At 41.6% G+C, this 12,629-nt stretch carries 14 protein-coding genes and 1 pseudogene; 10 read left to right on the top strand and 5 right to left on the bottom strand.

The features are described from left to right. Positions 1–63 precede the first annotated feature (63 nt). Positions 64–192, bottom strand: coding sequence for a hypothetical protein (locus NSTC745_RS01585; protein ID WP_445635588.1), 129 nt, complete (start codon positions 190–192; stop codon positions 64–66). Between the two features lie 46 nt (positions 193–238). Here NSTC745_RS01585 and NSTC745_RS01580 point away from each other — a divergent pair, with 46 nt between their 5' ends. The 4 genes from NSTC745_RS01580 (at position 239) to NSTC745_RS01565 (ending at position 3,450) form a co-directional block, all read left to right on the top strand. Further along, complete coding sequence (locus NSTC745_RS01580; protein WP_445635587.1) at positions 239–1,909, top strand: transglutaminase domain-containing protein; 1,671 nt, start codon at positions 239–241, stop codon at positions 1,907–1,909. Between the two features lie 142 nt (positions 1,910–2,051). After that, positions 2,052–2,645 carry a hypothetical protein gene (locus NSTC745_RS01575; RefSeq protein WP_445635586.1) on the top strand — a complete coding sequence of 198 codons (594 nt, stop codon included), beginning with the start codon at positions 2,052–2,054 and terminating at the stop codon, positions 2,643–2,645. Between the two features lie 230 nt (positions 2,646–2,875). Then, on the top strand, positions 2,876–3,112 hold the full coding sequence (locus tag NSTC745_RS01570; protein WP_414569869.1) for a ribbon-helix-helix domain-containing protein: 237 nt from the start codon (positions 2,876–2,878) through the stop codon (positions 3,110–3,112). Beyond that, a complete protein-coding gene (locus NSTC745_RS01565) occupies positions 3,112–3,450 on the top strand; it encodes a type II toxin-antitoxin system PemK/MazF family toxin (RefSeq protein WP_445635585.1) in 339 nt (112 codons plus the stop codon). Before NSTC745_RS01570 ends, NSTC745_RS01565 begins: the two co-directional genes overlap by 1 nt. A gap of 133 nt (positions 3,451–3,583) precedes the next feature. On the opposite strand, the gene NSTC745_RS01560 is transcribed toward NSTC745_RS01565, so the two are convergent. Then, complete coding sequence (locus NSTC745_RS01560; RefSeq protein ID WP_445638505.1) at positions 3,584–4,438, bottom strand: PD-(D/E)XK nuclease family protein; 855 nt, start codon at positions 4,436–4,438, stop codon at positions 3,584–3,586. A gap of 148 nt (positions 4,439–4,586) precedes the next feature. On the opposite strand from NSTC745_RS01560, the gene NSTC745_RS01555 reads away from it, so the two are divergent. The 3 genes from NSTC745_RS01555 (at position 4,587) to NSTC745_RS01545 (ending at position 6,561) form a co-directional block, all read left to right on the top strand. After that, positions 4,587–6,017, top strand: a complete 1,431-nt coding sequence (locus NSTC745_RS01555) for a phosphoglucomutase/phosphomannomutase family protein (RefSeq protein WP_445635584.1) — start codon at positions 4,587–4,589, stop codon at positions 6,015–6,017. A gap of 111 nt (positions 6,018–6,128) precedes the next feature. After that, the gene (locus NSTC745_RS01550; protein ID WP_445635583.1) at positions 6,129–6,404 is read left to right on the top strand and encodes a LapA family protein; all 276 of its coding nucleotides are present in this window, start codon (positions 6,129–6,131) and stop codon (positions 6,402–6,404) included. Positions 6,405–6,417: 13 nt separating this feature from the next. After that, the gene (locus NSTC745_RS01545) at positions 6,418–6,561 is read left to right on the top strand and encodes a DUF433 domain-containing protein (protein ID WP_445635582.1); all 144 of its coding nucleotides are present in this window, start codon (positions 6,418–6,420) and stop codon (positions 6,559–6,561) included. A 144-nt stretch (positions 6,562–6,705) separates the two neighbouring features. Here the strand turns inward: NSTC745_RS01545 and NSTC745_RS01540 are convergent, their stop codons facing one another. The 3 genes and pseudogenes from NSTC745_RS01540 to NSTC745_RS01530 all read right to left on the bottom strand — a co-directional run bounded on the left by NSTC745_RS01540 (position 6,706) and on the right by NSTC745_RS01530 (position 8,419). Beyond that, positions 6,706–7,098, bottom strand: coding sequence for a hypothetical protein (locus NSTC745_RS01540; protein WP_445635581.1), 393 nt, complete (start codon positions 7,096–7,098; stop codon positions 6,706–6,708). A 293-nt stretch (positions 7,099–7,391) separates the two neighbouring features. Beyond that, positions 7,392–7,592, bottom strand: a pseudogene (locus NSTC745_RS01535) (DUF433 domain-containing protein); the annotation flags it as partial. A 116-nt stretch (positions 7,593–7,708) separates the two neighbouring features. Further along, complete coding sequence (locus NSTC745_RS01530) at positions 7,709–8,419, bottom strand: hypothetical protein (RefSeq protein WP_445635580.1); 711 nt, start codon at positions 8,417–8,419, stop codon at positions 7,709–7,711. A gap of 822 nt (positions 8,420–9,241) precedes the next feature. Here NSTC745_RS01530 and bchL point away from each other — a divergent pair. The 3 genes from bchL (at position 9,242) to NSTC745_RS01515 (ending at position 12,590) form a co-directional block, all read left to right on the top strand. Then, positions 9,242–10,108, top strand: coding sequence for a ferredoxin:protochlorophyllide reductase (ATP-dependent) iron-sulfur ATP-binding protein (gene bchL / locus NSTC745_RS01525; protein WP_445635579.1), 867 nt, complete (start codon positions 9,242–9,244; stop codon positions 10,106–10,108). A 32-nt stretch (positions 10,109–10,140) separates the two neighbouring features. Beyond that, positions 10,141–10,926, top strand: a complete 786-nt coding sequence (locus NSTC745_RS01520; protein WP_445635578.1) for a DUF5331 domain-containing protein — start codon at positions 10,141–10,143, stop codon at positions 10,924–10,926. Positions 10,927–11,186: 260 nt separating this feature from the next. Then, positions 11,187–12,590: a ferredoxin:protochlorophyllide reductase (ATP-dependent) subunit N gene (locus NSTC745_RS01515; RefSeq protein ID WP_445635577.1), complete on the top strand. Its 1,404-nt coding sequence runs from the start codon at positions 11,187–11,189 to the stop codon at positions 12,588–12,590. Positions 12,591–12,629 lie beyond the last annotated feature (39 nt).

Genomic DNA, 12,629 nt, shown 5'->3' with positions numbered 1-12,629 from the left:
TACTGATAATTGTAAGTAATAGAAGCCTGAAGTTTGGCTACAAAGGATATGCCACAATAAATTTTAGGCTGCTGTTGCTTGAACTTGCATCCAGTTTTTAGCCAGGATGCATGGGACGATCGCATTTCTGGATTTTAAATTTGGGTCAAGTTGCCAGCCGGGTTTGGCTTTGTAGCAAACTTTTCCAAACAAATTTGGAATTGCTGAAACGTGCTAAACCATTTAATAAATATTTAATATGAGTTTTGTACTCCCCACTTTGACTGCTAGCCAGATGTTAGGGCAAAAAACAATTCGACCGCTTACTGCTGCTATCCTGTGCGGTATTGCTTTCATTAAGGATAGGCTGATTGCCATTGACAGTCTTAAGGGGCATCTACTGGAGATCGATCCTGCCTCTGACAACAGCAAAATTCTCAATCCGCATCAAGTTAAGGAATTTACCGATGTCACTGGTTTAGCGATATGGGAGGATACACTGTGGGTGAGCCGCGACCATAGCGTTTATTTATGCAAGCTGAATGCTTTGGGTCTAGAGCATTTCGTTACTTTGCCTTATCCAGCTGACGGCGTTGCTGTTTGGGAAACAACAGTATATGTCAGCTGTCAAAGATTAGGCTACATTCTGATTTTCGATCGCGAAAGCCGAAAAGAAATTACCAGATTTTATGCCCCTGGAGTTGGGGTAGAAAATTTGGCAGTCAGTGAGGAAATGTTGTGGATTTGCGATCGCACGGAACAAACAGTTTATGCGATGGACAGGGCAACTGGAGAAGTTCAATTTAGCGTGCTGACGCCCTTTGAATCGCCTACAGGCATAGCAATACATAAAGATGGCGATACAGGCAAAGAAAGTTTGTATGTCGCCTACGCCTCTGAGGAGCCTTATATCCGGGACAATCCAAATGCTGACCCGAATCACGAGCTAACTTACCGCGATCGCACTTTTATTCATCCCCTGTATTATCACTACGAACCCGATAAACGCTACGCCCTCTCTAATGGCTATCTCATAGAAATGTCCTATGCTGAAGAAATTGCACCCTTAGACGAGGTTTATTTACCCGACGTAGAATGGCGCATCGCCCTACCATCAGAAACCGAGCGTCAAAAGGTGAAACACGTTGAACCCATTGGTCTACCCTTTACCGAAGAAGTGATAGATGGTCAACGCGTAGCAGTATTTAAATTTGAAGCCCTCACCCCAGGCGAACGCCATATATTTGGTTGGAAAGCTCTTTTAGAAGTTCGCAATATTAAGTATCGCATCACACCCAAAGATGTGGAAGATATACCCGAACTTTCACCAGAATTGCAAAGTCGCTATCTAGTGGACGACGACGACTTAGCAATGGATACTACCATTGTCCGCCGTGCCGCCAGAGATGCTATTGGTTCTGAAACCAATCTGTTGCGGAAAATGTACAACATCCGTAATTATGTATACGATGAGCTATCTTACGGTATTAAGCCTTACATTGATACGCCAGATATAGTTTTAGAACGCGGTGTTGGTTCCTGTGGCGAATATGTCGGCGTCTTACTAGCCCTATGTCGTTTGAATGGCATCCCCTGTCGTACAGTTGGCAGGTATAAATGTCCGCCCAATGGCGAACACCAAGGCGTACCCCTACAACCTGATTTTAATCACGTTTGGCTGGAGTTCTACGTACCGAATTTTGGTTGGTTGCCAATGGAATCAAATCCCGATGATGTCGGTCATGGCGGCCCGTATCCCACGCGCTTTTTTATGGGTTTGTCCTGGTATCACATTGAAATTGGTAAAGGTATCACCTTTGAAACTGTAACCAGTCAAGGTGCCAGGTTAACCAAAGAAGATATCCCGATTGGGGATTTGGCGATCAATCATATTCGGTTCACAATTCTTAAAGAATTGCCACCGTTTTAAATTTATTTGGGTATGGTTTTCTCAAGGGCCGCTCGTGTCAAGGATGATTTCTAGCGATCGCCTTGGCACTTTGCTACGATTCTCTTGAGTCAATCATGATGTTAAGTTGTCAAAGTCTGCTTGGAGTGAACCAGAAAGCTAAATGTCTCCTGAAGAATTGAAGCAACTCGTCAAGCAGCACGGAAAGGCAGCAAAAGAATTTGAGAAAGAGGCTATTCAGATTGGTGATGCTTACTTTATTCAGAATTTCAAGTTTTCACCGACGATGCAGCAATCCTTGGATGCGCTTCTAGCCCCTAGAAAAAATCTTGATTATGGCATTCCTGATATTCGAGTCTTTGCAAAACCCAAAGGATATTATCTATTCAGTTCTGATGAAGAAGATACAGAGATTGAAATTACTGATTTGCTAGCTTTTGTGCGTGCGATTTATCCAGATTACTATGTTCACTCCACAATGCCGGACTCGTGGACAGAGGAAGATATGCTAAATGAGGCTGAAGTTATGCAGCCGATGGATTTCGCTATCTGGATGTTAGATCGTTTTCAACCTGAAGATTCTGAAGAAGAAGCGTTACTGAATACATGGCTAGGCTCCTTAAAATCAGAGTTGGGGGAAGAGATTATTGCCTACAAGCTTGATGATGATGACGATTCCAATTGCGCGTTTGCTCCATACATCTTTGAAGGGGAGCGTTGTATTATTCTGGTCGTCAGGTATTGGAGCCAGCTTTGAACCATTCCATGCTGCGGGATGTCTAACAAGCCCAATGCACACCGACCGTATGAGCTACCTGCTGAGTGTTTGAGGGTGTTTGCGGCGGCTGATTGGGGACGTTAACCTGCTTTAATTCTGGCTTGTGACGTGCAGAAAGATTATTTGCTATTCTGTGAGTGCGGTTACTCTTGCAGTCTTGGTATAACCAAGGTATAACTCAAAAAATAAAACTTGCAGCTAAGGTCATTATGAAAACTGCGATTTCGCTTCCTGACTCAGTTTTTGAAGAAGCAGAAGCACTAGCCCAGGAGCTAGGGTTGTCGCGTAGCGAGCTTTATACAAAAGCGTTAAAAGCTTATTTGAAAAAGTACAACCGCAATCAAATTTTGCACAAGTTGAACCAAGTTTATTCTCAAGAATCTTCTGAGCTAGATCCAGTAATGGCAAAGATGCAGTTTATGTCTCTGCCTCATGAGGATTGGTAATGTATCGGGGAGAAATTTGGTGGGCGAATCTACCTAACCCAGTAGGTTCAGAACCCGGATATCGTCGTCCTGTCTTGGTAATTCAAGATGATGTTTTTAATCAAAGCCGTATCAATACAGTTATCGTTGTCATCATTACCTCGAATACTCAGTTAGCAGAAGCACCAGGTAATGTGTTATTGCCTTGTGAAGTATCAGGTTTATCTAGAGATTGTGTCGCTAATGTATCTCAGATTTTTACAGTCGATAAAGCATTTCTTACTGAACGTATCGCTTCACTACCAGACTATTTGCAGGAGGAGGTAAACGAGGGCTTGCGAATGGTGTTGTATCTCTAGCCGCAAGCTAACAAGTCACTGTACCGAAACGCCACAAGCTAGTTGGCTGAGTTACACATGTCTTAACCCACCTTCAATAACTAACCAATCCCGATCTTGCTTTTTTATTACTTTTTCAGCAAGCCCTACGTACTTACTTATGCACCTTTAAACTGGGCAATGGATACGATTGATGCTGCTTGAAATCGGCAAACTCGCAAATAGAGTTAAATGGACAAAAGCGGCAGTGAGAGCCAGGATTTGGGGGAAAAATTTTACTAAAATTGCTGACTTGTTCTTGATAATTTTGTAAATCGCGCTGGTGTTTGTGGGCTATATTAGCTAACTCAAATTTTAAGGATTCTAACTCGCTATTATTGATGCTAATTAATTCAGATTTTTTACAAATTTCTAAATTATAAAATGAGGCAACGGCTTGTCTTCCAGGGTAAAGATAACGAGCAGCTAACAAGTAAACTAAAGCCTGTCTTCGGTCAAAAGCTGATTTTCCAGTTTTGAAATCTAAAATATGTAAAGTGCGATCGCTTTCAATGAAAACGCAGTCCATAGCCGCATATAAGCGAAAGCAATAATCTTGTTGTTCGATGACAATCGGTTTCGGAAAACCTTCATCACCAGGAGTTAATTGGATAATATTTTTATCCAACAGCAACGGCGCATCATGATATTTTTTCAAAATTTGCAGCACCCGTTGGCGGACTTGCTCGCTTGAACTAGCTAATTTTAGTAGCTGTGCAACTTTTTCTACCCCATCGGATCGCTCTAAGAGGTGTCTGTGATTATGAAACTCATAAACGCCTTTTTGGGCAAGTATTCCAATCCGCTGGGGTGCGGTAGCTTTCGCTAACAGTGCTTTGACTTGTGGTTCGTTTTGCCGCGCTTTGATAAACCCCCGTCTCATCTGGCAATGCCAGCGTTCTTGCCCTGACGCTGGGGCAACTAAAGACCAAAGGTGATAACTGGCAAAAGGTCGATCGGGGGTTGACATTGCTCGGAAACGGTGAGAGAAAGTACGGTGGGAAGAAATATGTTCGCTAGTTTCCGCCGAACATAAACCTCGGAGGATACTTGCTGCTACACACGCTTTGCGGGAAGCTTTTAATAGTACTGATGATGTACGGGAGCAAGTGGCAGAAATGAGCGCTAGCAGGAATTCCAGCAAGATAAAATTCGGTACCGATGGCTGGCGAGGCATTATTGCCGATGATTTTACTTTTTCCAATGTGAGGAAAGTAACAAGAGCGATCGCTAGTTACCTCGAAACAGCCTATACAAAAGACAGACCAGTACTTATAGCCTACGATACTCGGTTTTTAGCTGACCAGTTTGCCCGCACAGCAGCCCAAGTCTTGGCAGATTTGGGTTGGAGTGTGAAACTTACCGATCGGGATTGTCCCACACCAGTAATTGCCTACAACGCCCGTCACTTAAATTCCGCTGGGGCGTTAATGTTTACTGCTAGCCATAATCCAGCACCATACTGTGGAATTAAATATATCCCCGATTATGCTGGACCTGCCACTCCAGAGATTACTGATACTATTGTGGCAAATATAGAAAGTGCATCGGATGAACCGCCTAGCAACAATCCATCTCGTTCAATTTCTACTTTCGATCCCAAGCCAGATTACCTACAATTTATCTACACTCTGCTAGATATAGATAAAATTAAGAGCGCTAATTTAAAAGTAAAATACGATGCTCTCTATTCTACTTCTCGCGGATATTTAGATGAAGTTTTGCAACAAAGTGGGACTCAATTAGAAAGTTTCCACACTTGGAGAGATGTATTATTTGGCGGCGGAATGCCAGAACCTAAGGGAGAACAATTAGTTGAATTAGTGGAAGCAGTAGTCAAGGATCGCGCAGATTTGGGTTTGGCGACAGATGGAGATAGCGATCGCTTTGGTATTGTTGACGAACAAGGTACTGTCCTCACTCCGAATACTGTGCTGTTAGTTTTAGCACGACATTTAATCAAAAATAAAGGTAAAAGCGGCGCCATAGTTCGCACTGTGGCTACAACCCACCTGCTGGATAACTTTGCAGCTAAATATGGGCTGCAAATTTATGAAACACCAGTAGGCTTTAAATACATCGGTGAAAAAATGCGGGAAACTGCCGTACTGATTGGTGGGGAAGAATCAGGCGGATTAAGTGTAATTGGGCATATTCCCGAAAAAGACGGTGTTTTAGCCGATATGCTAGTGGCAGAAGCCATCGCTTATGAAGGTAAACCCCTAAGTCAGTTAGTTAAGGAAGCGATCGCTGAAGCTGATGGGCCACTTTACAACACCCGCCTTGACTTACACCTCACCGAGTCACACAAAACCGCTGTCATTGACTCCTTTACCAAAAATCCACCCGCAGAGGTAGCAGGAATTAAAGTCAAGGAAGTCGGGCGTAAAGACGGCATTAAACTCTATTTAGAAGAAGGTAGCTGGGTTTTGCTGCGTCCTTCCGGTACAGAACCCTTGGTGCGCGTTTACCTAGAAACCAACTCTCCGGAAAAACTCTTCAAAATCTCTCAAAAGATGGAAAATGCCATTGCTAAGCTAGAAGCATAAGAGTTAGGAGTTAGGAGTTAAGAGTTGTAAATTAGCAATTCTTAACTCTTAATTTATAACTTCGCTCAAACTCCTCACTCCTCACTCCTAACTCCTAACTTTTATTAAGATATGAAAACTTTAGCTCCTTTATTAACAATCGTAGTTGTAGCTATTTGGGTACTGGCGATCGCAATTATTTCAGTTCAAAATGCCACCCCAGTATCGTTAAAATTCTTAACATTTCAATCAATACAAATACCAGCGGGTTTAGTTTTAGCTTTTAGTGCAGTTATAGGATTAATTGGCACAGCACTGCTGCAACCATTGTGGAATCTTGGTGGTTATGGACAGGGTAATTCTCGATTAGAAGACGATGCCGAATTTTTTGTTGATGATGATTTTTGAGGGTTGAATAGCTGTGCAGTACCAAAACATTATTACAATCGAACCAGGGAGGCGAGGTGGTAAACCTTGTATTCGAGGAATGCGAATTACCGTATACGATGGAGATTTAGAATTAGCGTTAGATGAAGACTGGCTACCGGAAGCAAGCGATATTTGATAACTGTAATTGTGATTATTTCTGTATGGCGATCGCTATTTTCTCAGAGTGCCTATTATCTGTAAATTTGGTATTACATGAAAAAAGCCTGAGTTAACAGGCTATTTTGGAAAGTTTCAAAAGTGTGATTCCACTTTTATAAAATTAAAATGTCCATTCGTGGTCTGGATCATCAAGGGCAGCGCGAACAGAAGCTAAATTTGCAAGTTCTTTAAATGGGCTGGATTTAGCGATTTCTGTAATTGAGTTTAAGGTAAGAGCTAGTTGTTCATTATTACCGGATGCGATCGCATTATCAACAACAGCAAATAAAGCGCGAAAGTTTTTTGCACGTTCATCAAAAGAGCGATCTAAATAAGCCATCAGCAAATCTCGCTGAGCATTAATCCTGGTGATTGTTTCTTTTTCCCAAGCCTCAATATTACGTCTCTTTGTCTGTTCCTCTTCGGCAACTTTAAGGTAATCTGTGTAAGCTGAAACTACTTGCTGTAGAGATTCAGCAGGATTAATAAATTCCTTGATTATTTTGAGTGTCATTTCTAATTGCCTCCCAAAGTACGATACTTCGCTTGGATAGTCGCAGTAGTGGGATTAAGCTGCCCTTCACTGTCTAAAACAGGAGTTTTCATAATTTCTGCAAGTGCTTTCACAAAAAGTGCGACTTTTTGAAACTTCTTAGCATCCCTGTTTTTGTCGAATGATGGTAAAGATTCAAGTTCTTGAATACCTAGAATAGCGCATTCATTCAGACATTCAAATACGCCCTGTAACTCATTAATCCGCCGTCTTACTTGTTGCATAAAGTCTTTTGCTGCTTCAATTTTAGCGATCGCTGCAAACAATAAACAGGCTTGGATATCTTCAAGTTGGAGATCGGGAAAATCTTCTAAAATCTCAGAAATACTGACATTCTCAGCCAACATTTCTAAAATGTCACTCACACGAATTCTCATGCCTCGAATACAAGGATGACCACCACACTGACCAGGGGTTTGAGTAATACGAGTCAACAAATCAGCCCTTGAGTTCATGGAAGTGTTTTAATATTTGGTACTTTTATTTAATTGTGCGATCGCAATTATCCAAAGCTCACATTTGAGTACAGTAGACAGGCGATCGCCATTATCCAAATCTCACACAACAGCAGCTAAATTTGACAGTTTTGAGTTAGTTTTCCTTCCAGATAATCAATAAATTCGAGAATTTCTGTATCAGTGAGTTGTAAGCGCGATCGCTTTCCATATTTTTGCTGCAAATACTCTCTCCCTTGTTCTGGAGTCCAATTTAATTGTGCTAAATATCTATCACTTTGAGCTATCAAAACTGTATGGGCTTCTGAGGGTGTTGTATTAGTAGATATTTGTATTGGTTCTTGATTGAAATTTTGCAGAGAGTTAATTTTTAAACTTACTTTTTGTCCTAAAGCTTGCCAATCAATTTCCTTGTGTCCATTCCAACTAACATCTATAGAGCGATAAGTTACTGGATCGTAAATAGTACAAAAAACTACATTGCTCTCTCCTGGGCTAACGGCCATCGTTAGTGGATTACGCAGTTGTTCGCAAGTAAGAATATCTAAAGATAACAACAAACTTTGGGAAAAGTAAGATTCACTTCCTGAACGAATAATATAAGGTTTATCTGCCAAAATATATAAATCATTTTTTTCAACTACTTTAAACTTAGTTTCAACCTTTTTATTAACTTCTATTCCTGTTATCGCCCCAGTTAAAGCTCTCTCATAAATTGGGATGCGTTTTTCATCTTCAGATAGCATATACCAACAATGATCGTTTTCTCTACTAACAAACACGTATTGAGGTTTTGGAATAGCTCCGAATCCTAATTTAACTTCCATATTTTTGAGCGAGTTTTCTTAAATTAATTTGTTTAGCAGCAAGCTTTAACGATTTGTATCGTTAAGCAATAAGTTGCTTTATATATATAATTCCCTAGACAGGAATTAAATTAACATTAAGGCAACCAAAGTTACGGTCTTTTTGTGCATCACTCATAACTTTTCTCAACACAGAAATGTTGAGTATTAACATTGATTTTTTAGGCTTGACAAGACTGTACTTTTCTGAAAATAAATATCTTAATATTTCTTAAATATTACCTAGTTATATTGATGCAGCTTAGAGATTTGAAGAATTTTAGACAATAATTTGGCAATTTAATAATATTTTACAAAATCAGATTAACTTCCTCTCAAGTGGTGTTGGCTAACGAGGGAAAGGTGGGAATTTAATTGCGATCGCTAATTTCAGTCGTTTTTGTAACAGATGGCTGCATATACCTCTGTCTAACCTTGATACTGCGTCCTAATCCCCTGAAAACGCCTCCTATGTCGATCGGCTAATTCTATGAAAACCATTTAAAAAAGGGAATTTCAGCTTTTTGTATTTTGTAACTATTTTTAAAAAAATAGTTATTAAAAAACTTTTATTTAGTATTTTTAGGTTTATATAAGCTTTTTAAAGTAATCAAAGGCTAAATAAATCTATTTAAATTATCTAGCGCCAGATAGCAACGTTTTATAGATTCAGACCCACTTTCTTTTCTATGTAATTTGCACAATAATGACAACCACAAGACCTCACGCATCGCCGTCTCAGGCAAGGTGAAGGCAAACGTTTGAGCCACAAGTTTGACAAGAAGCTATAAGAGGCAAACAACAGTGAAACTAGCAGTCTACGGAAAAGGTGGTATTGGCAAATCCACAACTAGCTGTAATATATCCGTCGCCCTAGCTAAACGTGGCAAGAAAGTGCTGCAAATTGGCTGCGACCCAAAACATGACAGCACCTTCACCCTGACAGGGTTTTTGATTCCCACAATTATCGACACCCTCCAAGAAAAGGATTATCACTACGAAGATGTGTGGCCGGAAGACGTGATTTATAAAGGCTACGGTGGTGTTGATTGCGTAGAGGCTGGCGGGCCACCTGCGGGTGCAGGATGTGGCGGTTATGTCGTTGGCGAAACCGTAAAATTACTTAAAGAACTTAACGCTTTTGATGAGTACGATGTAATTCTGTTTGACGTTCTCGGCGATGTAGTTTGCGGTGGATTTGCAGCACCACTCAACTACGCAGATTACTGCCTGATTGTTACAGACAACGGCTTTGATGCGTTATTTGCTGCTAATCGCATTGCTGCTTCAGTCCGGGAGAAAGCACGAACTCATCCATTGCGTTTAGCTGGGTTAATTGGCAACCGCACCTCGAAGCGCGACTTAATTGAAAAATATGTAGAAGCTGTGCCAATGCCAGTTCTAGAGGTTTTACCTTTGATTGAAGATATCCGCGTTTCGCGCGTTAAAGGTAAGACTTTGTTTGAAATGGCAGAGCAAGATCCTTCCCTGGACTACGTTTGCGATTACTATCTCAACATTGCCGATCAAATTTTGGCGCGTCCCGAAGGCGTTGTACCTAACGACTCACCAGATCGCGAATTGTTCTCTTTGTTGTCCGATTTTTATCTAAATCCGGGTAAACCCCAGGTTCCTAATGCCGAAGAGGAACTAGACTTGATGATTGTATAAATCACCAAGTTTTCAGGATGGGGGACAATAACATGGCATTCTTTCACAGCTTTACAGATTCATTAAAGCAGAAGTGGTTGCAATTTTTTCAAACAAATCGGGACTGGATTACGCTGCACATGGAAGTGGAATCAGTCTACACGCCTGATGGCGGGAAGCGACCACCTTCTTACCTCATCCTGGGAGTAGTTAACGCGCTAGAACCAAAGTTAGCGCAATTGATGTTGCCTTTTGCCAAACTTAATCCTGATGCTGATACCCTGATTGAAGTTCTGGATTTGCATTTTGACCCAGATTTTGCTCTCGGTAATCGCTTCCAAGTCACACCAGAACAAGAGAATTATGTGCATAATGCCGTAGCTGCCGTTGATGAAAGACCTGAAGATGAAACATTGACACATTCTCATAATGGCTTTGAGTCAGTGGCAGTAGCTCAACAGTTCACAATGGTGGATTCCGATGATGAAAATCTGGCGTTAAGCGATTCTGAGGAAAGTGAAAATGGCTTTGGTGATATTTCCTTAGCCAACGACGAAGGCTCAAAAGATGAGCCACTCCAAACCTCTAGTGTAGAAGCAGATGAATTTGGGGACATTACTTTCGATGCAACAACAGCTGCAATGGAAGTAAAGCTGGATGACCAGGTACTTGAAGATAGTCCATTAGACGAAAATGCGTTTAGTGACGTGCTATCAGATGTCTGGGGTGATGAAACATCGCTGCAAAAGGCTGAAGAAAATAACGATTTGTTAGGGGAAGAACTGCCAGCTGGCGTTTTTGATGAATCCGAAATTGCCCGTCTCTTCCCCAACGCTTAATTACTAAGTTAGGAGTTAAGAAAAGTTATGAGTTCAGAAAAGTTAGGAGTTAGGAGTTAAGAGTTAGGAGTTCAGAAAAGTTAGGAGTAATTTGAAGTTATGAGTTAAGAATTAAGAGTTAGTAATAAAAACTCCTAATTCACAACTCCTAATTCACAACTCCTAACTCCTAACTCCTAACTCACAACTCCTAACTCCTAACTCCTAACTCCTAACTTAATTACTTCTAACTTGAAAAATCAAGGGGAGAAAAAACCAAAATGACTGTCGCTCAACAACCAGAAGCTTTAAACTTTGAGTGTGAAACTGGGAATTACCATACCTTTTGCCCAATTAGCTGCGTGGCGTGGTTATACCAAAAAATTGAAGATAGTTTCTTTTTGGTGATTGGGACAAAAACTTGCGGCTACTTCCTGCAAAATGCGATGGGGGTAATGATTTTTGCTGAACCCCGCTATGCAATGGCTGAGTTGGAAGAGGGGGATATTTCGGCACAGCTGAATGATTATGAAGAACTGAAGCGGTTGTGCTTGCAAATTAAACGCGATCGCAATCCTAGTGTAATTGTCTGGATTGGTACTTGCACCACAGAAATTATCAAAACAGATTTAGAAGGTTTAGCACCGAAACTAGAAGCTGAGATTGGTATTCCCATCGTTGTGGCGCGTGCAAACGGTCTAGATTATGCCTTCACCCAAGGAGAAGACACCGTGTTAGCTGCAATGGCTAATCGTTGTCCCGATAAGGCGCCGGTGGCAGAAACAGAGAAAACTGAACGCAATGCGATCGCTAAATTGCTAAACTTCGGCAAGAAAAAAGAAGATGTCGTCCAAGAAGAATCTGAGTACGTAGACCACCCGCCGTTAGTTCTCTTTGGTTCCCTTCCCGATCCCGTGGTTACTCAGTTAACCTTGGAACTGAAGAAACAAGGCATCAAAGTTTCCGGCTGGCTACCCGCAAAGCGCTTCACTGAACTGCCAGTACTGGAAGAAGGGTATTATGTCGCTGGTGTCAACCCTTTCCTCAGCCGCACAGCTACAACTTTAATGCGCCGCCGCAAGTGTAAACTCATCGGCGCACCGTTCCCAATTGGCCCCGATGGTACCCGCGCTTGGATTGAGAAAATCTGCTCGGTGTTCGGTATTACTCCCAAGGGTTTGGATGAACGGGAAACCCAAATTTGGGAAAGCTTGGAAGATTACGTGAAACTGATTCGCGGTAAGTCTGTCTTCTTCATGGGTGATAACTTGCTGGAAATCTCCCAAGCACGGTTTTTGGTGCGCTGTGGGATGACAGTTCACGAAATTGGGATTCCTTACATGGATAAGCGCTATCAAGCTGCTGAGTTGGCGCTACTGGAGAAAACTTGCCAGGAAATGGGTTCGCCTCTGCCAAAGATTGTGGAGAAGCCGGATAATTACAATCAACTCCAGCGAATTTATGAGTTGAAACCAGATTTAGTAATTACTGGTATGGCTCATGCTAACCCGTTGGAAGCACGCGGTATTAATACTAAGTGGTCTGTAGAGTTCACTTTTGCTCAAATTCACGGCTTTACAAATGCGCGGGATATGTTGGAGTTGGTGACTCGTCCGTTGCGTCGGAATAATAATTTGAAAGATTTGGGTTGGGAGAAGTTGGTGAAGGAAGAAGCGAAGATTTAAGATTTGGGTTTTTATTGAGTAACACTATAAGACTATGTG

This window comes from Nostoc sp. DSM 114161 (assembly GCF_052692665.1).
This window is presented reverse-complemented; position numbering and strand designations above follow the sequence as displayed.

Excerpts from the sequence above, each read along its gene's own strand:
- NSTC745_RS01580 (WP_445635587.1), top strand. The coding sequence starts at position 239 with ATGAGTTTTGTACTCCCCACTTTGACTGCTAGCCAGATGTTAGGGCAA.
- NSTC745_RS01575 (WP_445635586.1), top strand. The coding sequence starts at position 2,052 with ATGTCTCCTGAAGAATTGAAGCAACTCGTCAAGCAGCACGGAAAGGCA.
- NSTC745_RS01570 (WP_414569869.1), top strand. The coding sequence starts at position 2,876 with ATGAAAACTGCGATTTCGCTTCCTGACTCAGTTTTTGAAGAAGCAGAA.
- NSTC745_RS01565 (WP_445635585.1), top strand. The coding sequence starts at position 3,112 with ATGTATCGGGGAGAAATTTGGTGGGCGAATCTACCTAACCCAGTAGGT.
- NSTC745_RS01560 (WP_445638505.1), bottom strand. The coding sequence starts at position 4,438 with ATGTCAACCCCCGATCGACCTTTTGCCAGTTATCACCTTTGGTCTTTA.
- NSTC745_RS01555 (WP_445635584.1), top strand. The coding sequence starts at position 4,587 with ATGAGCGCTAGCAGGAATTCCAGCAAGATAAAATTCGGTACCGATGGC.
- NSTC745_RS01550 (WP_445635583.1), top strand. The coding sequence starts at position 6,129 with ATGAAAACTTTAGCTCCTTTATTAACAATCGTAGTTGTAGCTATTTGG.
- NSTC745_RS01540 (WP_445635581.1), bottom strand. The coding sequence starts at position 7,098 with ATGACACTCAAAATAATCAAGGAATTTATTAATCCTGCTGAATCTCTA.
- NSTC745_RS01530 (WP_445635580.1), bottom strand. The coding sequence starts at position 8,419 with ATGGAAGTTAAATTAGGATTCGGAGCTATTCCAAAACCTCAATACGTG.
- NSTC745_RS01520 (WP_445635578.1), top strand. The coding sequence starts at position 10,141 with ATGGCATTCTTTCACAGCTTTACAGATTCATTAAAGCAGAAGTGGTTG.
- NSTC745_RS01515 (WP_445635577.1), top strand. The coding sequence starts at position 11,187 with ATGACTGTCGCTCAACAACCAGAAGCTTTAAACTTTGAGTGTGAAACT.